The 22,767-nt window shown below is 42.4% G+C and carries 20 protein-coding genes; 7 read left to right on the top strand and 13 right to left on the bottom strand.

Annotated features, from left to right (window positions below; all coding sequences use genetic code 11):
- Positions 1-13 precede the first annotated feature (13 nt).
- Positions 14-2,902: a TonB-dependent receptor domain-containing protein gene (locus U0035_RS11905; RefSeq protein ID WP_114790015.1), complete on the top strand. Its 2,889-nt coding sequence runs from the start codon at positions 14-16 to the stop codon at positions 2,900-2,902.
- A 330-nt stretch (positions 2,903-3,232) separates the two neighbouring features.
- Here U0035_RS11905 and U0035_RS11900 read toward each other — a convergent pair whose 3' ends face one another.
- The gene (locus U0035_RS11900; protein WP_245957652.1) at positions 3,233-4,423 is read right to left on the bottom strand and encodes a hypothetical protein; all 1,191 of its coding nucleotides are present in this window, start codon (positions 4,421-4,423) and stop codon (positions 3,233-3,235) included.
- A gap of 256 nt (positions 4,424-4,679) precedes the next feature.
- On the opposite strand from U0035_RS11900, the gene U0035_RS11895 reads away from it, so the two are divergent.
- The gene (locus tag U0035_RS11895; RefSeq protein ID WP_211316366.1) at positions 4,680-6,035 is read left to right on the top strand and encodes a glycoside hydrolase family 88/105 protein; all 1,356 of its coding nucleotides are present in this window, start codon (positions 4,680-4,682) and stop codon (positions 6,033-6,035) included.
- A gap of 138 nt (positions 6,036-6,173) precedes the next feature.
- Entirely contained in the window at positions 6,174-7,355 is a 1,182-nt protein-coding gene (locus tag U0035_RS11890) for a hypothetical protein (protein WP_114790013.1), read from the top strand.
- Between the two features lie 12 nt (positions 7,356-7,367).
- Here U0035_RS11890 and U0035_RS11885 read toward each other — a convergent pair whose 3' ends face one another.
- The 5 genes from U0035_RS11885 to U0035_RS11865 form a co-directional block, all read right to left on the bottom strand.
- Positions 7,368-7,769 carry a hypothetical protein gene (locus tag U0035_RS11885; RefSeq protein ID WP_114790466.1) on the bottom strand — a complete coding sequence of 134 codons (402 nt, stop codon included), beginning with the start codon at positions 7,767-7,769 and terminating at the stop codon, positions 7,368-7,370.
- A 163-nt stretch (positions 7,770-7,932) separates the two neighbouring features.
- Entirely contained in the window at positions 7,933-8,436 is a 504-nt protein-coding gene (locus U0035_RS11880; RefSeq protein ID WP_114790012.1) for a Spy/CpxP family protein refolding chaperone, read from the bottom strand.
- A gap of 3 nt (positions 8,437-8,439) precedes the next feature.
- Positions 8,440-8,760 (bottom strand): hypothetical protein, encoded by a 321-nt coding sequence (locus U0035_RS11875; protein ID WP_114790011.1) that lies wholly within the window; start codon positions 8,758-8,760, stop codon positions 8,440-8,442.
- Positions 8,761-8,899: 139 nt separating this feature from the next.
- On the bottom strand, positions 8,900-9,457 hold the full coding sequence (locus tag U0035_RS11870; protein ID WP_114790010.1) for an RNA polymerase sigma factor: 558 nt from the start codon (positions 9,455-9,457) through the stop codon (positions 8,900-8,902).
- Between the two features lie 70 nt (positions 9,458-9,527).
- Positions 9,528-12,425, bottom strand: a complete 2,898-nt coding sequence (locus U0035_RS11865; RefSeq protein WP_114790009.1) for a TonB-dependent receptor — start codon at positions 12,423-12,425, stop codon at positions 9,528-9,530.
- 202 nt (positions 12,426-12,627) lie between these two features.
- On the opposite strand from U0035_RS11865, the gene U0035_RS11860 reads away from it, so the two are divergent.
- Complete coding sequence (locus tag U0035_RS11860; protein WP_114790008.1) at positions 12,628-13,254, top strand: DUF5606 family protein; 627 nt, start codon at positions 12,628-12,630, stop codon at positions 13,252-13,254.
- A 115-nt stretch (positions 13,255-13,369) separates the two neighbouring features.
- Positions 13,370-15,082, top strand: a complete 1,713-nt coding sequence (locus U0035_RS11855) for a M3 family oligoendopeptidase (RefSeq protein WP_114790007.1) — start codon at positions 13,370-13,372, stop codon at positions 15,080-15,082.
- A gap of 132 nt (positions 15,083-15,214) precedes the next feature.
- Here the strand turns inward: U0035_RS11855 and U0035_RS11850 are convergent, their stop codons facing one another.
- A complete protein-coding gene (locus U0035_RS11850; RefSeq protein ID WP_114790006.1) occupies positions 15,215-16,129 on the bottom strand; it encodes an energy transducer TonB in 915 nt (304 codons plus the stop codon).
- Positions 16,130-16,325: 196 nt separating this feature from the next.
- Between U0035_RS11850 and U0035_RS11845 the strand changes: the two genes are divergently transcribed.
- Both U0035_RS11845 and U0035_RS11840 read left to right on the top strand, forming a co-directional pair.
- A complete protein-coding gene (locus U0035_RS11845; protein WP_114790005.1) occupies positions 16,326-16,988 on the top strand; it encodes a YceI family protein in 663 nt (220 codons plus the stop codon).
- A gap of 93 nt (positions 16,989-17,081) precedes the next feature.
- The gene (locus U0035_RS11840) at positions 17,082-17,594 is read left to right on the top strand and encodes a DUF2911 domain-containing protein (RefSeq protein ID WP_114790004.1); all 513 of its coding nucleotides are present in this window, start codon (positions 17,082-17,084) and stop codon (positions 17,592-17,594) included.
- Positions 17,595-17,652: 58 nt separating this feature from the next.
- Here the strand turns inward: U0035_RS11840 and U0035_RS11835 are convergent, their stop codons facing one another.
- The 6 genes from U0035_RS11835 to U0035_RS11810 form a co-directional block, all read right to left on the bottom strand.
- Positions 17,653-18,513: an MBL fold metallo-hydrolase gene (locus tag U0035_RS11835; protein WP_114790003.1), complete on the bottom strand. Its 861-nt coding sequence runs from the start codon at positions 18,511-18,513 to the stop codon at positions 17,653-17,655.
- The gene (locus tag U0035_RS11830) at positions 18,510-19,820 is read right to left on the bottom strand and encodes an MFS transporter (RefSeq protein ID WP_114790002.1); all 1,311 of its coding nucleotides are present in this window, start codon (positions 19,818-19,820) and stop codon (positions 18,510-18,512) included. The genes U0035_RS11835 and U0035_RS11830 overlap by 4 nt, the downstream gene beginning before the upstream one ends.
- Before the next feature lie 139 nt (positions 19,821-19,959).
- Positions 19,960-20,544, bottom strand: a complete 585-nt coding sequence (locus tag U0035_RS11825) for a hypothetical protein (protein ID WP_114790001.1) — start codon at positions 20,542-20,544, stop codon at positions 19,960-19,962.
- Positions 20,545-20,591: 47 nt separating this feature from the next.
- A complete protein-coding gene (locus tag U0035_RS11820) occupies positions 20,592-21,422 on the bottom strand; it encodes an undecaprenyl-diphosphate phosphatase (RefSeq protein ID WP_114790000.1) in 831 nt (276 codons plus the stop codon).
- Positions 21,423-21,493: 71 nt separating this feature from the next.
- Positions 21,494-21,745 carry a DUF3098 domain-containing protein gene (locus U0035_RS11815; protein ID WP_114789999.1) on the bottom strand — a complete coding sequence of 84 codons (252 nt, stop codon included), beginning with the start codon at positions 21,743-21,745 and terminating at the stop codon, positions 21,494-21,496.
- A 49-nt stretch (positions 21,746-21,794) separates the two neighbouring features.
- Entirely contained in the window at positions 21,795-22,664 is an 870-nt protein-coding gene (locus U0035_RS11810) for a cell division protein FtsX (protein ID WP_114789998.1), read from the bottom strand.
- Between the last annotated feature and the right edge of the window lie 103 nt (positions 22,665-22,767).

The following is a 22,767-nucleotide window of genomic DNA, read 5'->3' as shown; positions in this document are numbered from 1 at the left end:
AATTTTCACAATAATGCGCAAGCAATTTTTTTTAGTATGCTTACTTTTATCTGCCTTTTTTGTTAACGCTCAAAAAGGTATTATCCGCGGTACTGTTATAGACGATGTTTCCGGCGAATCTTTAAGAGGCGTAACGGTTGCTATAACCGGCACGTCACTAACCACAACTACTGATCTCGACGGCAGTTTTTCTATAACTGCTGATACAGGAAAAGTTACACTGGAGCTTTCCTATGTTTCCTACCAAAACCTTACTGTGGAAGATGTTCAGGTTAGCAGTAAAGATGTTACAATCCTTAATAACCTTCGCCTTTCAAGGGCTGCCAGCCAGCTTGAAGCGGTGGTGGTTACTGCAAGACAGGTGCGTACCTCCGAAGCGGCTATACACACGGCTAAGCGCCGTTCTCCTGCTATGATGGACGGTATCTCCGCCGACAAAATTCGCCTTGCCGGTGATGCTACCGCCGGCGCTGCTGTAAAAAGGGTTACCGGTGTATCGGTTGAAGACGGCAAATATGTATATATCCGCGGCCTTGGCGACCGTTACTCCAAAACCACATTAAATGGCATGGATATTCCCGGGCTCGACCCCGATAGAAACAGCCTGCAACTGGATATTTTTCCTTCTGGTCTGATTGATAATATGATGATCAGCAAGAACTTTATTGCGGAGTTGCCCGCCGACTTTACCGGTGGTGCGATGAATATTGAAATCAAAGATTTTCCACAACGTAAAACATTAAATGCTTCTTTGGGTATTTCAGTAAATCCTAGAATGCATTTCAACCCAGATTATCTTAAATACAAAGGAGGAAGTACCGATTTCCTGGGCTTTGATGACGGTACCCGTGCCTTGCCGGATGCTGCCCGCCTGGCCAGAATACCGTCTCCTACAAGCGGCCATGCACCTAACCAGGTAAATGCTTTCTTAAAACAATTTGATCCTACTCTTGCAGGTACGCGCTCAACCAGCCTGTTTGATTATGATTTCTCACTTTCTGCCGGTAACCAGTTTTCGTTAAAAGGCAAAAAGAACCCCAAACTGGGTTACGTGTTTTCAGTCTCTTATAAAAACAGTTACACCTACTATAGAGACCTTATTTACGGGGAGTATCAAAAATATCTCGAACCATCTCAAAACGAATTGCGTTACGCAACTTTGCAGGAGGGACAGCTGGGTGAGCGTAACAGTTTGCTTGGCTTGCTGGCTGGGGTTGCCTACAAAACCAACCTAAGTAAAATACGTCTTACTGCTACGCATTTACAAAACGGAATCAGTAAAGCAGCTAAATTCGATATCCAGAATGACGGACAGGCAGTCGGCCAGTCTGGATACATTGCCAAGTCAGATAACCTGGAATATAGCCAACGATCGCTTACCAATGTACTGCTGCATGGCGATCATCAGTTCAAAAACCGGGACTGGGAATTAGACTGGCGCATATCCCCTACTTATTCTATTTCCAATGATCCTGATATCAGGAGAACTGCGTTTACTTACGACCCGGGCAGAACCTGGTTTTCGGCAGGGGCAGGTGGTAACCCCTCACGTATCTGGCGTTATCTGAACGAGGTAAATATTGCTTCAAGGGTTGACCTTACCAAAAAGTATGAGTTCAATAACCAGGCGGCAAAATTGAAATTTGGCCTTGGTCACTTATATAAAAACAGGGAGTATGAAATTCTGGCGTACAATCTGCAGTTTTTCAGCCCGCAAGACTGGAGTGGCATCAGCTACGATCCTAACCAGGTAATGAATCCCGAAAACCTGTATCCAAACAGTCCAAATGGTGCTTATCTGATATCAGGAAACAGAACGCCTAATCCCAATGAGTACCAATCAAACGCCATGAATACTGCAGCGTATATTTCTAACGAAATGTCGGTTACTGATAAGCTTAAAACGATTGTAGGGATCAGAGCCGAGCAGTACACGCAAAGACATACCGGTAGAAACAACCAAGGCACCATTAGCCTTGATAACGAGAAGGTATTAAATACACTGAACTTTTTTCCTACGGTGAACCTGATTTATGCCATCCGGTCTAACCAGAACCTGCGTGTATCTTATGCACGCACTATAGCAAGACCATCTTTTAAAGAAATGTCTTTTGCGCAAATACTCGATCCAATTACCAACAGATTTTTTAACGGTAGTATGTTGCCCTACAATGATCCTACTACCGGCGAAGTAACCTGGAATGGTAAATTAGTTGAAACAGATATCAACAACTTTGACATTCGCTGGGAGAAATTTATGCCATCTGCACAAATATTCTCGGTAAGCGCTTTTGCCAAAACTTTTGCCAACCCTATAGAAATGGTGAGAATTTATGAGCAACAAACCAGTGCGGAGTATCAGGCACGTAACGTGGGAGATGGTTTGCTGGTGGGAGGTGAAGTGGAGTTTCGCAAAACACTGGACTTTATTGCCGAAAACCTGCGCTCCTTCAGTATCAATGGAAACTTTACTTATGTGATGTCGAGGATTGATATGACAGATGTGGAATATGAGGCAAGAGAGCGCTATAAAAAAGATGGCGAAGCGTTAAAAAGCTACCGTCCAATGGCCGGGCAAGCGCCTTATGTAATTAATGCCGGTATTGGGTATAACAACCCCGACAAAGGCATAGATGCTGGTTTGTTTTACAATGTAAAAGGACCAGTACTTTGGATTGTGGGTGGTAGCCTTTTTCCTGATGTATATCAAAAGCCGTTTAATAGTCTCAACCTTACGTTTGCCAAAACATTAGGTGATCATTTTGCTATAGATGTTAAGGCTTCCAACATTTTAAATGCCAAAATGCAAAAAGTGTTTAAGTCTTATGAAGCTGCTGATCAGCCTTTTGAAACTTACACGCCTGGCACTGCATTTGGCCTGGGTGTGAGCTATAAGTTTTAATGAACAACTCTTAGACAGTTTCATGGGATAGCGCCTTCAACCGGAGGCGCTATTTTTTTATCTGCTGGACCATTTACCTGATTTATTGATGGTACTGCCGGTTTGTTCAATATTTACAACATTCAACTGTTGTGTCAGGTGTTACCGCGTCTTAATAATTTATAGTAAAAAGGGTCATCACCTGAATAGCAAACGAACGAGCCTTATTTTTGGAAGGACTTCGCCCGCGTTGATCAATTGCAGCAATTAGCGATTATTTGATAGGGCTGGTAATACTTAGTGGATTTGTTTATAGCCTGAAACCTCGAAAACAGGTGCGAGTTGATGGGGTTAATTGGGGGAGTAGGCATAGGCAACTTTAAAGTGAGCATTTTTTAATTCAGGAAGGAGTTCTCCTATACGCAATTCCATGCGCTGCGGCGTAGGTTCGCAAACAGAGTATTTCGCGCCGTTGTATTCAATGGTGTTACCCACCGGTTTGTCGAACTTTACCGCAATGGTTACATGTTTTGGGTAAGCCAATACAATCATTGGCAGGTTATAAATTTCCTTCACAAGGAAAAAGAAAAGTCCAACCCGGTCTTCGCAGTCGCTGTAAGGCGACAATAGCGTCTGTTCTGGCGATAATCGTTTTTCACTGCCATAGCTCTGTGTGTCAGCGTCAAACGCAAATGCATAGCGGGTAAAATGCATTATATAGTCAATGCCGGCTTTTGTATTTAAGCCTCTTAATTGCTTTTTAATAAGTTGAATCAACGATTGATAAGTTGCGTTACTTACCGGGATGTTGATGAAATCCTTATACTCAACTGCAGGATAATTATTAAACAGGTTTTTTATCTGTGGATTGATTTTTATTTTGAAATTATATTCACTGGCATTGTAGGTAAACTGCAGTTTTTTATCAACATAATCGCTTTCACTGAAGTTGGGCAAACGCGCAATTTTGTAAGAAAATATTCTTGTATATGCAGGCAAATTAAGTGCTACAGGATGAAAGGGTTCTTTATCGAAATCTATATTACTTCCATAGTCATGATAGTTAAGACAAACATACTGTTTGCCACCTTTTAAGCGATAGGGAATATTGTAAATGTTTTCATCACATTGAATGTAAAACAATAGCCGGCCGTTGTTTTGACTCAGCATAGTACCATATCCCGAGTGTACCATAAAATACCACTTATATAAAGTGTACCGCAAATAGTTTTCTGCTTTAGGACTTATTTGTTCGGCTGTTTTTCTAACTAACTGGTAAAATAACCAATCGTCAGCTTTCTGGTTCTGCCGGTAATTGGCCAGCATGGTAAATACATTGTTATAATCTGCTCTTAATGACTGGTCGTAAAACTCCTGTATAGATGCATCTGTAAACCCCTTTTCGTTAAAATTTACAAACTGGCGGTCGTTAAATACAAACGAAAGCCTGTCTCCATAAAAATCAAAAGAAACATTCCGCTCACCAGCCCATAGGCAAAAAGGCAGCAAAGCAAACGATAATATGATCAGCAAATGTTTCATGAGCAACTATTCTAAAGTTACAAAACATAACAATTATTTAATATTAAATTTTACTTTCTGTTGAAAATTTAACATACGGTGGTTAAACGAAGGGGGTTGGGCGCATAAGTTATCAGTTCATAATTAAATTGTAATGTGTACATTTATTGTTGCCGTTTACAGGGCCGGCCGTTAAAAAAGAGAGGCGAGCATGAAGCAACCTTATTGCAGTTTCAGCCTCTTAAGTATTTAGTAAACATTTATAATAATTCACGTCATGAAGATTGCTTGTTTGTTGGTGTCGCTGTTACTGTCTGTTTGTATACAGGCCCAGCAAAATAGAACGCCATGGTCTAATAAAATGGTGGAGTCTCACGGACTGGTTGATTTTTATTGCAACACGCATCACCAGGACATGTTGGGCACTACCGGCTGGGATTATGTATCGGGGCTGGTAGCCAATGCCGTATTAAAAGCCTGGGAGGCATATCCTGAAAAGACCGCCTATTACCAGGCGGTGAAAGATTTTGCAGACTTTAGCCTGGATGAAGACGGTTCTTTTATCAAGGATCCGGAAGGCAAGTCGGCGCTCAGGCCCAGTAATATTGATGATTACCCTGCCGGCAGAATTTATTTCACTTTATACAAAGAAGAGCTGAGAAAGGGTAATACCAAAGACGCCAACCGTTACAGAACTGCAGCTACGTTGATACGCAACACACTCAAATATCATCATTCGCGTATAGCACCCGGTTTGCCGGGTAGTGGCGGATTTTTTCATAAGGCCATTTATCCCGATCAGATGTGGCTGGATGGTTTATATATGGGCTCTCCCATTTATGCCGAATGGCAACACTATTTCAGCGATACTACATCAGCTGCCAATCAACAGCAAAGCTGGGATGACATTACCTGCCAGTTTAAAACAATTCATCAGTACACCTATAATGCAGAAGCGCAATTAAATTATCATGCATGGTCGGCTAACCCTACCGATGCCAACTCTTTCTGGGCGAACCGAAATGCTCCCTTTTTAGGCGCCAGCAAAGAATTCTGGGGGAGGGGCATGGGCTGGTACTTTGCTGCCCTGGCCGATGTGCTGGAGTATCTACCCAAAACGCATAAAGACTATGCTGCTGTTTTGAAAATATATCACCAGGTTGCTGAGGGCCTAAGCAAAAGGCAGGATAAAGCTTCCGGTGTCTGGTACCAGTTGCTGGCTTACAATGCTGCAACGAGGGCCGATGGGAAAGGAGATAAAGTGGCTGGTAAAACCTTCAACGTGGGTACACAGCCTAATTACCTGGAGGCTTCCTGCTCGGCGATATTTACCTATGCCTATTTAAAAGGGATCCGCCTGGGATTGCTTGATTCGAAAAAATACCTGCCGGTGGCTGCAAAGGCCTATGATGGATTGTTAAAAACTTTCATCAGGGAAAAAGAGAATAAAACCGATATTATCCAGATATGCGCTTCTGCAGGCTTGGGTCCTGCAAAAGACCCTTCAAGAACAGGCACTATCAATTATTACCTGGCGGGCAAAGATGTTACGATCACCCAAAATGAGGGAAAAGCTATTGGCACATTCATTATGGCATCAGTAGAGTATGAAAATTACCTGAAAAGGAAATAATTCCCGGGGGCACTGTTATTACTATCAAGCATTTGTTAAAAAAAGCACAGTCATCAAACTGTTGCTGCTTTCTGCTGTCTTAGGGATATAATAAAATTCTCAAAAATTCGTTTTACTTACAAATTGACAGATATCAGAATGATGAAGCATGTGTGTGTATTGACTTTTTCTTTGTTACTGCTTGCCGGAAAACTTTTGCATGGACAGCCTCCCAAGGCGGAGCCAACTGCTGAATGGTTTCAACAAGGATATTATATCTTAAACCCGGTTTTTAGCAGAACCACCACCGAAATAGCGTTCGCACGGCGCCTGAGTGGCAAGGATAGTAGTATGAATCCGCAAAAAACCTTTGCAGTGGGCGCTACAGCAAATTACCTACCTAAAAACAGCACTGATTCGCGGCTATTGGATCCTGTAATCAGCATACTCAATTACAAAAACAGGCAGTTTACGCTGGTTGATTATGGCTGGGGACCTGCGTTTTCAACCAATGACAACCGTTTGGCTTATGCATTTCAGCTGGCCCCTTTGCAAAGGCCGGATAGACTGTATGCCGAAACATACAAGGGTAATACCATCAAGATATTCAACAAATCTACCCGGAAAATTGAAGAGGTAGCCAAACCCACCAGTAATTATTTGCTGGATCCTTTTTTTGTGGATTCCTTGAAATTGGTGTATAAAACGGGAGACCGGGTTAATGGTCCTTATGGCGGAGCAGTGTCTTTTAGCGAAGTAGATTTAGCCAGCAAAAGAACAAGACTGGTTCGCCAACCGGGTATTAAATACCGCTTGTACGAACTGATGGGGGAGCCTTACCTGGTTCGCAATCAACTCGCTTATATCGTTTATAGCCCCGCCGATTCGGGAAGTGGAATGGCCAGCGAGTACCGGCACCTATTATTATCAGAAAAAGATACTTTACACGATTTTGGCATCCGTAAATTCACTAACCTGAATTACAAGTTTGCTGTAAATGCCAGCCAGGAACTGTTGTTTTTGGATGATGAACATTTTATGGCCGAGGATACCAATTATTTAGTGAAGTATAAAAAGGAGCATCTCTTGGGAAAAAGGCCGTTGAACCCTGATTATTTCAGGGGATATTTAAGCCCCGACGGGCGATGGTTGTTTTATCTTACACAGGATATGGGCGCCTTCTTGGTCAATACAAAAGACCTGAGCCAGATTGAAATGGCCATTTCTAAAAAAGATCTGCATGCAGTGGTATGGAGCGCCGATGGCAATAAACTTGGACTGGTGCAGGATCATGAAAGCCTGGCTGGAACGGATAAGCTGCTTATATTTACACTCCGGTAACTGAACAGTAGTTTATTTCTTTCTTTTATGAAGAGAAGGCTCAATATCGCCTTTCCATTTTTTGTACTGATCCTCTGTTAATTCTTTTTTTAATTTATTATCACGTTCGGCAATCAAAGCTTCATTTTTCTTTCTTACACTCTGAAAATCCTGGCTGGACAATCCCTGGGCCAGGCCTGAGACGGGCCTCTGTATATTATTCTTAAGTTTTTGCTGATCCTGGTAAAACTCGCTGAAAATCTCCTCTAAATTTTGTTTTTTGGATTTTTCCAACTTGAAAGCTTCTTCCAAAGCATCCACAGCAAGGCTTATTTTGGCCTTGATATCATCGTTAGCGGAATTGTTTTGAGCGCTTAAAGGCGTATAACCTAAAAGAAGTGAAAGCAGCATCACGAACGCTGTTCTGGTTTTCATCCGTAAACTTTTTAAAGTTTTAAATTCCCGGACAGGCATTTCTGGGCTGGCGTATACAGCAGTAACGCGCTTGATCCTGTGCTTAAAATCGGTCATGCCTGGTTTCATTTTGAAAGATTCCATACCTATAAGAGGACAAAATCCGGCAAAAGTTGCAAAGAGCCTATTTTCTATCGGTCGCCGGGAGGGGAGCTTCACCGGGTTTACGGCTCTTTCCTTTATTGATGATCCTTTTCATCAGCGAATCATACGCCACCTGCTGTTCAGCCGTGCAAATTTTCCGGGTTTGCACCACATGTCTGAAGGAGTTGATTTCCACCTGTTCTTGCAAACTGGCGATGGAATCGGCCCATTTAATCACAGTAGCATCTACCGTATCCTGCGTCTTGGTCAGATCAAACAACATATTCTTTATATGTATGATCTGGTCCATTTTTGCTTTGGCATCAGACCAGTGGCTTTTTTTCAATTCGTTAAATTTTGCCACCTGCTCGTCGTTAAAACCAACTTCTTTTCGTAATACTGCTGCAAATCCATCTTTGTTATCTGGTTTTTTTGCAGGCTTCTTACATAAAAAAAGAAAATAGGCCAATACAGCTATATTGGTCAGTAAAAGAAGAAAGACAATAAATACTAGGACTTTGTTATTAGATCGGCTTTGCGTCATTTATTAGGGATTAACATCGTTAACGGCCAGTATATAGTTTTCATTCTGTAAACCATCCGATACTACTGTGGAAGTTATAGAGGAAACTTCGGGCTCCGAATAATCTGAATTCATTACCGTGTAAGCATTAGCCGCCAATACGACCAACACACATCCGATGGCTACAGCGGGCCTCGCAATAAAGCCAACGGCTTTTGTCCAGAAATTATTTTCTTCCCGGATTCTGGCCATGATTCGGGTGTGCATATAAGGCCTTGCCTCAGCGCGCCCTATACCATCCAGGCTGTTTAAAATTTCATCTATTTCCAGGTTGGATCTCTTCATCCGTAATGTTTTTGGTCTGCATACCGCAGACGGGTTTTTATAGTTCGCCGGGAGTCACCTGCCCGTTGCCAGGTCTTCCCATGTCTGTTTCATATCTTTTTGACGCTATTTTTTCATTTTCCTTGTAAAATAACGCTTTTTATGTTTCTAATATTTTCCTTAAATTATTTTTTGCCCTGTGCAGCAGCGACTCAATAGCCGACACGGTTGTTTGCATGATCTCGCTGATTTCCAGGTAACTCAATCCCTCTATTTTATTTAAAATAAATGCAATTTTCTGATTTTCAGGAAGTTTGTCTACAGCCTTCATCAAAATGGCCGCATTTTCCTTTTTATCCAGTACCACTCCCGGATGGTTAAAATCAGGTGGATTTACTTCAACCTGAGCGTCGTCACCAAAGATGCTTTTTACAAAACCAAAACGCTTTTTTCTTTTCTTTTTCCGCTCGTGATCCAACGATTTGGTGGTAGCAATACGATACAGCCAGGTAGAGAGTTTGGATTCTCCTTTAAAAGAGCCAATGGACTGATATACCTGCACAAATACCTCCTGGGCCAGGTCTTCTGCATCTTCTTCACTTTTCACAATACTGAGGCAGGTATTGTAGACCATGTTCTGATAACTGTCTACAACCTGTTTAAAGGCGGATTCTTCTCCCTTTTTTAATTGTTCTACCAGTATTTCCTCGCTAACCAAAAGTTTTAGTTTGATACAAAATTCAGGCAGCGATATTACTACATTTTTCCTATACGATTTGTGAAAGCCTTTAAAACATTCGTCCTCCGCCGGGTCGGCCGCCACCGCCGGGCATTCCGCCACCGGGAGCACCACCACGCCAGTCCCTGCGGTCCTCATTACTATCGGAGGACGCGGTTTTTCCTTTACCAAAATTTCTTAAGCTATACGTAAATGTCAGCATAAAATATTGCTGTAGTACCATGCTCCTGGAATCCTCAATATAGTTGGCATCAATAGTTCTTGAAATGCTTTGATTTTGTTTCAGCAGGTCAAAAACAGATAACTTAAGTTCGCCGGCTTTATTCTTAAGGAATTTTTTACCTACGGCTGCATTCCATAACCAATATGATTGGTTAAGACCCTGTGAAAGCCCGCTATAGTTCTGGTTGCTCACATCATTTTGGAGGAACCAGCCATTCTTGCTAAGCAGGTTTACAAATACACCGGCCTGTTGATTGATGTATTTATTATTAAGATTATTGGCAGTACTAACTGAGTTATTGAAATTAGCGCTGTAAGAAAGATTGAAATCAACATATTCACTGATGTTGCTACCCCAAACGATACCCCCGGATAATGTTGTAGAAGTGGTTTTGGTTTCCAGGTAGTTGATAAGCCCCGGCCTTTCAGTAAAATTAAACCCGGCATTCAGGTTAAGGTTCGACTTAACAGCTTTTAAAGGGAAACTATACACAAAGTAAGAATTCAGTTGTTTATACCCGTTAAGGTTGATAGGTTTTGAGAACTGTGAGCCTCGTTTTACAACTATGCCATCCTGTATGGTAGAGTCAGCGCCGGGTATATAAGTGGCTGTTGTAATATAATTATTGGTAAACTGCCCAAAAATGTTGGCAAAGAAGCTATTCCCGCTTTTTCGGTTCACAAAAGAGTATCGGGCAGATCCGAAATTGGTATAAGACTGTTTCAGGGCAGGGTTGCCGCTGCTTACATTTAAAGTATTGGTAGAAATAGATACCACATCCTGCAATTGGGATATGGAAGGGAAGTCGGTTCTGGCCCGGTAAAAAATCCGCAAATTGCTATTCAAACCGATCTTTTTTGTCCATCTTAAATTGGGTAGGATCGCATTGAAATTCTGTCGCACCTGCGTATTGGTGGGGAATATCCTTTCGCTCTCCAGTTTTGAATTCTGCAGATCAACACCTACTGATAATTGATTATCCCTGGTACGTCCCAGGCGGTAATCCAGCTCGGCGGTATTGGTAGTAATCGTATTGTCAAACTCATTGGAAAATTCGGGCTGGAAAATGGAGTAAGCATTTCCGTCATGATCAAATGTACGCTGATCGGCCTTGTTTTTTTGTACTTCGTGCTCGTATTCTATTTCAAACTGGCCCTGCTTGCCTACCGGTTCGGAATAGGTTATACGGCCCGAATATCTTGAGCCGTTGGTGTTGTTATAACGGTATTGGTTCAATAAAGAATCTGATTCTACGGGCTGGTAATACCTTAATTGATTAAAATTATAGGAATGACCATCGTTTTTATTCCATGAAGTTTGAAGCCCTAAAGAAAGTGTACGCCCTTTTTTTGCAAAAGAGTGACGATACATAATATTGTTGCTGATGTTATAACCATCCCTGTGGGAACTGGAATTACCTGCTGCGTTGTTTACAGAGTCAAACTGGTTGTAGTAAGAATAACTGGAGTTATTGGAGTAAGTATTATTGTTCTGGAAGTTAACCGACGGGATGATAAAGATGCTGTTGTTAGAGTCCAGCTTGTACTCCAGCCTTAAGTTAAAACGATGATTGTTATTGTTAGAATTACTCAGGTACTTATTGCCCGAGTATAAAATAGAGTCCATGCGGAGCGTCGTTTCTCTAAAGGTTTCAGATTCATTGGTGTTGTTGGAGTTATTAAAGAAATAGCTGGCAGCTATATCCAGGTTTTTCTTTTTGCCCCATTTATCACTAAAATTAATGCCCAAGGCATTGGTTTTGCTGATACCCGGCTGCATGCCAACCGTGAAGTTATTGCCGCCGCCAAAGCCACCGCCTCCGAAACCTCCGCCGCCGCGGCCGCCTCCACCACCACTGCCGGTTACACCCAATAAATCCTGCGAAGCAAAGTTTTGTTGGTTCACATTGTTAAAATTACCTACAAAAGAGAGCCTTCTGTCGCCATTAAAAAAACTAATATTACCTCCGCCCTGATAGCGGCTGTCTGTTCCGTAACCGGCGTAAATGCGACCAAACTGGCCATTGGTTACCTGGCTTTTGGTAACAATATTAATAGCTTTTACCGCATTCCCGTCATCAAACCCCGTTAGTTGAGCCTGGTCGCTCAACCGGTCGAATACCTGTATTTTGTCAACCACCTCTGAAGGCAGGTTTTTTAATGCCATGGTAGCGTCGTCTCCAAAAAAGTCTTTACCATCTACGGTTACCTTTCTTACCTGCTCACCCTGGGCGGTTACATTACCACTTCTGTCAACAGTAATACCAGGCATTTTTTTAATCAGATCTTCTACGGTAGCATCAGGGTTTACCTTGTATTGGCCGGCACTAAACTGCGTGGTATCACCTTTTTGGCTTACCGCCGGCGCACTGGCTACAATGACTACACCTTCAAGGGTGGTGGTTTTTTTCGGAATATATACATCGTCCAGGTCAAGGGAAGGAGTAGAGTCATTCAAAGCGATCAAACGGAAAAAAGTTTCAAAACCAATAGAAGTTGCTTTTAATACGTAATTGCCTTTGTTTATGTTGGCAAAAAGAAAAGTTCCTGAAGAGTCTGAGGTAGTAGACCGGATATTGCTGCTGTCAGTTGGGTTGAGTAACTGTACGGTGGCTCCCTTTACTACAATACCTTCCACAGGGTCCATCAGAGTACCTTTAATCGTTTGGGCCTGCCCCACAACACTTAACACTAAGAAAAATGACAAAAAACCGGCTAACTTCATAAAAAATTTTATTAGCCCTTTTGACGCTTAAAACAGGGTAATCCTTCGGTATTGGTAAGAATTAGACTTTAGATGATAGATCGTAGACGACGGACCGATCATCCGGCATCGGGTATCCCGCATCCCTTTTCATTATAAAAAATCAAAAATTACCAATTAAATGGCTTAGAATATTTATCTTGCGCCACTCAATATTTTTGTTATGGAATATTATAAATTAGTTGCAGTTACAGGATTACCTGGCCTGTATGAATTGGTAAGCAGCAAAAAGGATGGTGCGATTGTGCGTTCTTTACAGGATAAATCAACCAAATTTGCGTCAACACGTATTCACCAGTTTTCGCATTTGGAAAGTATTGAAATTTACACTACCGGAGAAAATGTAAACCTTGTAGAGGTATTTCAGGCAATGGAGAAAGGTACTGCAGTTTTACCCGACGCTAAAGATGATAAAGCAGTAAAGGCATACTTCGGCGAGGTGTTTCCCGTTATGGATTTTGACCGTGTTTACAATAGCGATATGAAGAAAATTGTGAAATGGTTCGACATATTGAAGAAGAATGAAATAGAGCTGAAATTATCTGAGGCAGAGCCGGAAGCGACAACAGAAACAGCCGAAGCTGCCGCTGAACCCGAAGCGCCAAAAGAAGAAGTGGTAGCAGAGGAAAAGCCTAAAAAGGCAGCTGCCAAAAAGAAAGCAGCAGAAAAGACAACAGAAGATGGTGCTGATGGAGAGGCTCCAAAAGCAGCTCCTAAAAAGCCTGCCCGTCCGGCAGGCGGGGCAGCGGCAAAAAAGAAAGCACCTGCTAAGAAAAAAGCAGAAGAGTAATTTAATAAAGAAATAATTTCAGGAAAGTCCGGAAGTCGGCAGGTTAATGCGTTTACGCCATTGATCTTCCGGTCTCGCGGACTTTCCGACTTACAGACTTAACCATCGAAAACGTATGACCGCAGATATTCAACCTACCCCGAGGCAATTATTACCTGCAGATTTCCAGGTAACGGATTGGCCAACGCTGGAACCCTATTTTAAAGAATTGTCGGGACGTACTATCAGCTCGTTGCAGGAGCTGGAGCAGTGGCTAAAAGACCTGAGCGAGCTGGAAGCGGTGATCAGCGAAGATGCCTGCTGGCGGCAAATAAAGATGACCTGTGATACGGAGAACCCGCAGTTGGCTGAATCGTTCAACTATTTTATGATGGAGATCCAACCAAAGATTCAACCCTACTCCGATTTGTTGAACAGGAAATTAGTTGAGAACCCTTTTACAAAGGAATTAAAGGAGCCGGCCTATTTTACCTATTTAAGAAATGTAAAGAAGAACATAGACCTCTTCAGGGAAGAAAATATTCCCCTGCAGTCGGAGCTGGCAGTTGAGGCGCAGCAGTTTGGTGTGATCAGCGGAAAAATGGCTATTGAAGTAGGAGGAAAAGAATACACGTTACAACAGGCCGCTAAATTTTTAGAAGATCCGGATCGTAGTGTAAGGGAAGAAGTATATCGGAAAATTGCAGAAAGACGCTTACAGGATAAAGATGCTTTGAATGAGTTGTATGATAGCCTTTTAAGGAAGAGAAACCAGGTGGCATTAAACGCCGGGTTTGAAAATTACCGGGATTACCGGTTTACTGAACTGGGCCGGTTTGATTATACTAAAGAAGATGCTTTCCAGTTTCAGGATGCGGTTAAGCAATATGTGTTACCTATTGTTGACGGGATCTATAAAAAGAAACAGGCAAAGCTTGGCTTAGAGAGCCTGCGTCCCTGGGATACAGATGCAGAACCTGCAGGCGTATCGCCATTGAAGCCTTTTAAAACCGGCGGTGAATTACTGCAGAAAACGGTAGGTTGCTTTGAAAAACTCGATCCTTTTTTTGCAGCCTGCCTGGAAAAAATGAGCCAGATGAAACGCTTCGACCTGGAGAGCCGCAAAGGCAAGGCGCCGGGGGGCTATAATTGCCCGCTGGCGGAAACGGGAGCTCCCTTCATTTTTATGAATGCCGCAGGTACGTTGAACGATGTAATTACCATGGTACACGAAGGAGGACATGCAATCCATTCATTTTTGTCACATCCTTTGGAGCTGACGGGCTTTAAAGAATATCCTACTGAGTTTGCTGAAGTGGCCAGTATGAGTATGGAGCTGTTCAGCATGAGCGAGTGGGGTGTGTTTTTTGAAAATGAAGAAGAGCTGAGAAGGGCGAAGGAGCTGCAGTTGGAAAGAGTGTTGACTATTTTCCCCTGGATTGCTACTATCGATAAGTTTCAGCACTGGGTATATGAAAATCCTAATCATACGCATGAAGAGCGTTTGCAAAACTGGCAAAGGATACTGACCGAGTTTACTCCTGCATCTTTAGATGTAACCGGTTTGGAAGCTTATCGCAACTATAACTGGCAACGCCAGTTGCATTTATTTGAAGTACCTTTTTATTATATCGAATATGGTATTGCTCAATTAGGCGCTATCGGCCTCTGGCAGCAGTTTCAAAAGAATAAAGAGCAGGCTTTGAAAAATTACACCCATGCATTAAGCCTGGGCGGTACCCGCACTTTACCCCAGTTGTTTGAGGCGGCCGGTTTACAATTTGATCTGTCGCCTGCACATATAAAGGGCCTGATGGAATTTGTAAAAGAGGAGATGGAGAAAGTGTAAGCGCACTGCATAATAACCCCAGAATAAAAGCCTCACAGAAGTTTTGCGAGGCTTTTATATGCAATGATCCGATATTGTATGGAGCTGTAACCACATTGTTGTCTAAAATCGGGTTCGCTTTGGAATGGAGATCTATCCGCGTATTTGAAACGTAACGGGCTGCCTGCGGTAAGCTTTAACCGCTTTGCCATACCTGTTGGCAGGGATCCATTTAGGAGATTTTTTTAGGATGCGCAATACCTCCTCTTCGGCGCCAAACCCAATTTTGGTGAGCGGTTTTAAGTTAGAAACGGTTCCATCCTTTTCAACAATGAATTGTATCATAACAGTACCCTGGCCTCCTGCGGCGCCATTGCGAATGGGAACCATTCCATCCAGGTTTCTTTGAAGGAAGGCGCGCCAGCCGCCGTTTTCAGGTGGGAACTTCGCTTCCCGGTCCTCCCTTGTAAAAACACTGTCTACCGACTCAACCGATCCGTCTTTGTGGTATTCCGTCCAGGTGCCGTTACTACCAGTAAAAGCAATTTCTCTTAATTTATGACCGGTTGAATCATAATCAATATCTCTTAATGTATTATTGATGCTATCCGTCTCCACCTTATTGTAGAGCCACCGGTAGTTAACATACCTCTTTTTTACCCCGAAAACCAAGTGATCATCTTTATAATACCCCGAATCAGTGAGGTTCCCGGTACTGTCCCATTTCATCATCAGGCCGCTAAGGCTATTGTTTAGATAATATGTTTTTTCTTTTACCTGCCCGTCAGGATAATATAATATGCGCTCGCCGTGCAGCACGCTTAAGGTAGCGTCTTTGTACTGTTCCATACCCAATAAGCCGTTGTCCGGCAATTGATAGTATTGCATCAGGTATACGGTATCCAGTTTTCTGCCCTTCGCAATCACCACAGCCTTCTGTTTGGCCACGCTCTCCATTCGCTCATTTAAATAATAGGTATAAATTCTGTTTTGGGCGTGAGCACTGAAATGAATAGTAAGAAGTAAAAGCGTAACCAACTTTGGCTTAAAGACAATATTTTTTCTCATCGATTAACAGTTATGGAGTGATTTTAATATTCTGTGAAACCACTTAATGCGAATTTCCTTGCATTGGTGTAGAAATAGCTATAAAAATACTAAAACATGTTCCAATAAAATACCGGCGCAAAATTTGCTGCGGTTTTTAAACCTTTTAGGGACCCCTTTGTTGTAAACTAAATCTTAAACTACTTAAAATCAAATTATGAAGAAAATACTGTCCTTATCATTTGTAGCGGCTTCTATTGCCTTTTTGTCCTGTAATTCTGCTCCCAAAGCTGATGAAGCAAAGACCGAAGATCAGCAGGAAGTGGCAGCTGCTGAAGGCACCTCTTATAAAGTAGACAGTACACAAACCGTGCAATTTATTGGTACCAAACCTGTTGGTCAGCACCAAGGTACTTTTAATATCAAAGAAGGCGAATTTTTTGTAAAAAATGATGCGCTTGTAACGGGTGGTAAATTGGTATTTGATATCAATAGTCTGCAGGTTACCGACCAGGACACGTCCGGGGCTTATAAATTAAAAGGACACCTGTTATCTCCTGATTTTTTTGATGCGGGTACCAATGGTACAGCTACATTTGAAATCACCAGTGTTGAACCCTATACACCGGATAGCACTAATACAATCGTTTTAGATGGAGCTACCAACACGGTAAAAGGAAACCTTACTCTGAAAGGTGTTACCAAAAATGTAACTTTCCCTGCTGCTATCACAGTAACACCGGCTACAGTTACGGCGAGAGCTAATTTCAACGTAAATCGTACAGACTGGGGATTGGTTTACGGAAACGATCAGTCTTTGGGCGATAAATTCATCAGGCCCGAGGTAAATATTAGCTTTTCTATTACCGCTAATAAATAATGCATTACAGCCTTATACTAAACGGCAGCTTTTTGCGTTTGTAATTGGCAGGTTATTTGCAAAATTGTAAGCGTTATTTATAAAATTTATACAATGAAGAAGTTTTTACTGTTAACATTAAGTTTAATTACTGTTGTGCTGGTGAATGCGCAGGATAAGCCGGCTCCTAAGAGTCCGCCTGCTACGGTTAAAGCCGAATTAAGCACCGGAACAGTGGTTACCATTAATTACAGCCAACCTTCTGTAAAAGGAAGGACAATTGGTAAAGACCTGGAACCATTACCTGGTCAGGTGTGGCGTACCGGGGCTAACAAAGCTACCGTGTTCGAAGTGAGTAAGGATGTAACGGTTGATGGTAAGCCCTTGGCAGCCGGAAAGTATGCGCTATTTACTTTGGTAGACGGAGACTACTGGACCGTTATCTTTAGTAAGAAATGGGATCAGTTTGGCGCTTTTAAATATAAAGAAGCTGACGATGCATTAAGAATCACTGTTAAATCGGAGAAAGCTCCTGCTTTCTCTGAGCAATTAAATATTACTGCGGGAAAAGATGGTGTCGTTACGCTTTTATGGGGTGACAACAAGGTGAGCTTTACTGTTAAGTAAGAAATTTAATATTGAATAAACAAATAGCCCATGGTTTCAACCGTGGGCTATTTGTTTATTACAGATCTGATAATTTGAAAATTTCATTGACTCTTATGCCTCTTTCGGTATGTTGTAAAGTGCAGCATTCGTTTACGGGATCATGCTCAAAAAACAGGATGTATTCATTTTCAAGCGCCTCCTTCAGGAAGTTCTCTTTCTCTGTCATGGTGATTAGCGGGCGGGTATCATAAGCCATTACATAAGGCAGGGGCAGGTGCCCCAGGGAAGGCAGCAGATCGGCCATATAAACGATGGTTTTTCCCTTATAGCGCAGCTGTGGCAGCATCATAGCATCAGTATGTCCGTCAGCGAAACGTATCTGCATATACGCAGAAAAAGCCGCGGTGTCCAGCGCAACCTCGTTACTGGCGCGGTTACTGATCATTTGTAATTGACCGCTTTGCTGTATCGGCACAATATTCTCTTTTAAAAAAGATGCTTTTTCCCTTGGGTTAGGCTCGGTTGCCCATTTCCAGTGATCGGCATTGCTCCAGTATACCGCATTCTTAAAAGCGGGTACTAACTGCTCGCCCGACTTAATAATGGCGCCGCCACAATGATCGAAATGAAGGTGCGTTAAAAATACATCGGTAATATCATCCCGGTGAAAACCCAGTGCAGCCAGGTTTTTATCCAGACTGTCATTGCCATGCAGGTAATAATAGCCGAAAAATTTCTCACTCTGCTTATCGCCCATACCGGTATCTACCAATATCAGGCGGTTGTCATCTTCAATCAATAAAGAGCGCAAAGCCCAGCTGCACATATTGTTTTCGTCAGCCGGATTAAGCCCGTTCCAGATGCTTTTAGGCACTACACCAAACATAGCGCCGCCGTCTAATTTGAAATGCCCGTGGTTGACAGAATAAAGATTCATAACGCTAAATGATTTTGTTTTTCTTTATGCAGGGCGGAGTATAGCCAAAAGAAACCAATAGCAAAAAATACGATCAATGACAGTACCGAGTTTTTCATGCTCCCGGTAACTTCTTCTATACGCCCGAATGTGAAAATACCGATAACAATAGCCAGTTTTTCTGTAAAATCGTAATAGCTGAAAAAAGAAGCAGTGTCCTTTGTTGGAGGCATTAGTTTGGCATAAGTGCTCCGGCTTAGTGCCTGTATCCCGCCCATTACCAATCCTACCAATACTGCCAGTCCGTAAAACAGGTACTCGGCATTTATGCCTCCTTCAGCCATTACAGCCGTGTAATAAGCCAGTATGCATATGGCAATCCAGAAGACGATCACAGCCAGCAACACTTTCAGGTTGCCAAACAGTGCTGATAATTTTGACATGCCCCAGGCGCCCAATATCGCTACTACCTGAATGATCACCACGGTTATGATGAGATTGGTATCGGGGAGCTTGAGCAATTTGCTGCCAAATATAGTAGCGGCCAGCATAACGGTTTGTACACCCATACTGTAAAAAAAGAAACCGCGTAAAAACCGTTTTAAAACAGGCATTTTTTTTATTTCCGCGTACACTTTTTGTATTTCACCAAATCCTTCCCTTATAACATTTCCTTTTTTCTCCGGCTTTGAATCAGACTCAGGTAAGCGGGAGAAGCTGATCTGTGCAAACAAAAACCACCAGATACCTACCAGCAAAAAGGTAAGCCTGGTTGCCATGCCCTGATCGGACATGACCAATATCAGCGCAAAGCCAACGATTTGCATAATTACGCTTCCTATATAGCCAAAAGAGTAGCCGCGGGCACTCACCCGGTCCCGGTCCTGTGGCGCAGCAATCTCCGGTAAATAGGCGTTGTAGAATACCAGGCTGCCTACATAGCCCATGGCTGCCAGCATAAAAGCAAATACACCAAGGCCAAGGGTATCGGCTTTAAAAAAGAATAAGGCACTGCAGCCCAATGCGCCCATATAACAAAAGAAACGCATGAAGTTTTTCTTATTGCCCCTGGTGTCGGCAATGGAAGTAAGTATAGGATATAGTAAAGCTATAAGCAAATAGGCTACTGCCAGTACGTAGTCGTATAGTGAGGAGTTGACGAATTCCCTGCCCAGGAAGTTTACTTTGTGGTCGGATCGGTTGCTGGTTACTGCCAGGAAGTAGATGGGGAAGAAGGTGGTCGTAATTACCAGGTTGTATACGCTATTGGCCCAGTCGTACATGGCCCAACCATTGATTACTTTTTTTGAAGCAGTTTGTTGCGTCATATAAAATTTAATTGTTTCAAAGATAGAATCTCCGTTTTATATTAATTTTAAAAATGACTGGAACGTCTATTGTTTTTACGGTCAGTACACGATCATTCTAAGGAAGAGACCCACCGTTTTGGACGTTGATCTGTATAATTTATTCTTCCGTGTTACAAGATAATATGCGCGAAATGGCGGCGCTGTTACCAGCTTGTTTTAAACGATAGATTGTTTTTGAAAGATCGTGGACGGAACTGGTGCTTAATTGTGCTCCGGATTCGCCTTCTATTTTTTTAATGAGTTGATTATTGTAAAAATAGTAGCGGTTTTGATAGCTTACCTCATCAGGATTCGCCGCTCCGCCGTAAGTATTGTTCTGGTAAATAAATACCAGCTGGTCCTCATCAAAATAATACTCCTCTTTCCAGGATCCGTGGTCTTCTCCGCCGGCATTCCACATTTTTACCAGTTCATTACCCCGGTAAAAATAAGTAAGCGTACCACCCATAGGAGGGGCTTCGCAGGTGGTATCGGCTTCCCATTCAAATGATTTTTGGGTAAGCTGCTCTTTATTTATATTAGTATATACTTCTTTAATATGCTGAATAATTGCGGCAGTGTCTGAAGCCTGCGTGCTTACAGTAGCTGATAAACTGTCTGTAGTAAGGGTTTGCGGTTCTTTGGGGCGCGAGTTACAGCCAAGAATTACAGCTACGAAAACAGGAGCTAATAGGATCTTCATAAATAGAGTGCTATAACGGCTTGCGTAATGGTTTGGAGGCGAATCGTTTACCCGATAACTCCCTGCGATAACAGTATAAGCAAAATAATGCCTACGATAATACGGTACCACCCGAAGATCTTAAATCCATATTTTTTCAGGTAATTGATGAAAAACTTAATCGCCAGGATCGCTACTATAAAGGCTACAATATTGCCCACGGCAAAGGCAATCATATTATCCGACGACTGGGTGATCAGCTCATATCCTTTATGTTCAACACCTGCTATATCCCATTTTTTCAGAAACAGCGAGTAAAGCGTTGCTGCAGCCATAGTGGGTACCGCCAGGAAAAAAGAGAACTCAGCAGCGGCACTTCTGCTTAAGCCTTGCTGCATACCTCCAATGATAGAAGCAGCACTGCGGCTTACACCAGGTATCATCGCAATACACTGCCAGAGACCTGTTAAAAAAGATTTTCCATAGGTAATTTCCCGCTCCGAATGAATCTTGGGACGCTGAAAAGCCTTATCAATAAATAATAATATTACACCCCCCACCAATAAGGATATAGCTACTGTAGTTGGACTTTCCAGCAACTCATCTATCTTATCAGAAAATAAAAACCCAAGCAACAAGGCAGGTATAACACCTACCAAAAGTTTAAAGTAAAACTTCAGCTTCCCGGTTTTAATGGGATCGATAAACTTGTTCCAGTATAACACTACTACAGCCAGTATCGCACCCAGCTGAATCGCTACCTCAAACAGTTTGGTAAATTCTTCTTTTTCAATGCCCATAAATGAGCTGGCAATGATCATATGCCCGGTAGATGAAACAGGCAGATATTCAGTAATTCCTTCTACGATGGCGATAATAATAGCTTCAATAAGGTTCATAATCAGGGGTTCGTACTATATAAAAAAAGGCGATACTGCTGCATCGCCTGAAGTATCTTTAAATTCAGATTCTATTTTGATTTTTTGAAAATAGCATAGCATTCTATAGCCAGGCCTATAAAGATCAATATAGGCGCTACAGTGATACGTGTTGTACTGTAGACTTCTTCGGGTTTAAATTCAGCAGGATTTTCGCTTCTGCCGCCTGCCATTAAAAACATACCCAAAGCAATAACCACTACACCCAGCAACATCCACATATAATTGCTTTTGCCAAAAAGGGCAGGACTGCTTGCAGATGTAGTAACCGTATTTTCAGCCATATAAAAAATTTAGAACTGCAATATTAGTATTGTTTTTTCAAAATAACCGTTAATAAAGGTCATCCAGCTTTTTCTTCAGGTACTTTAAAACACTGGTATGCGTACTCACCAGGGTAATCAAGATGCCCAGGAGCATCATACTGGCAAACAGGAGGCCTAATTGAGTATTGTCCTGAATAGCTTCCAGCTCCGGCAACATTCTTTTAGCGCTGCGGATAATCAGCAGCACCGCAATAATGGCAATCCCACCGCTGATAGCCCCATTCAATATAGCTCTCAGGTCAAGCGGTTTAGCAATAAACCAGCGGGTAGCGCCCACCATTTGCATGGTTTTAATGGTAAAACGGTTGCTGAACATAGCCAGCCTGATGGTATTATCGATCAATACAATAGCTGCAAGCAGTAACAATAATGACACACCTAACAGTACCCAGTTTACTATTTTAATCTTGCTGTCGAGCCCTCCAACCAGTAATTCCGGATATTTTACTTCCGTTACATAGGTTTGCTTTTCCAGGTCGAGCCGGATATTTTTAAGCGTATCAGCGGTTAAAAATTCTGATTTCAGCTTAAAATCAATGCTTTGTGGCAGCGGGTTTTCCGTCAAAATACCTTCCCAGCTCTCGTTGCCATCCGCCAGGTACTTGGCTTTAGCCATCTCCTTGGTCGTAAATACATATTCTTTAATATAAGATTTGGAGGCTATATATTGAACCAAAGCGGTACTGTCTGCGGGAGCTAAAGGATCGCGCAGGTAGACGTTTACTTCCACTTCTTCCTTAAAATGCTGTCCTAAAGTGCGGGTATTGATCACCAGCCAGCCGATGACGCCCAGTAAAAAGAGCACCAGGGTAACCCCCAGTATGCTCATAAAATAAGAAGCTTTTCCTCTTTTAACTACCCTTGTTTTGCCCGCCATAAATTATTTATAGTTCAATATTCGAATGTTTAATGTTCAAATGTTAATAGAACGCCCGTGAAGCGAACCTAGAAACATCAAACCTGCCCGTCCGGTCAGGCGG

The organism is Niabella yanshanensis (assembly GCF_034424215.1).
Classification (GTDB): domain Bacteria; phylum Bacteroidota; class Bacteroidia; order Chitinophagales; family Chitinophagaceae; genus Niabella; species Niabella yanshanensis.
The sequence above is the reverse complement of the archived record's forward strand: the minus strand, read 5'-3'. Positions and strand labels throughout refer to the sequence as shown.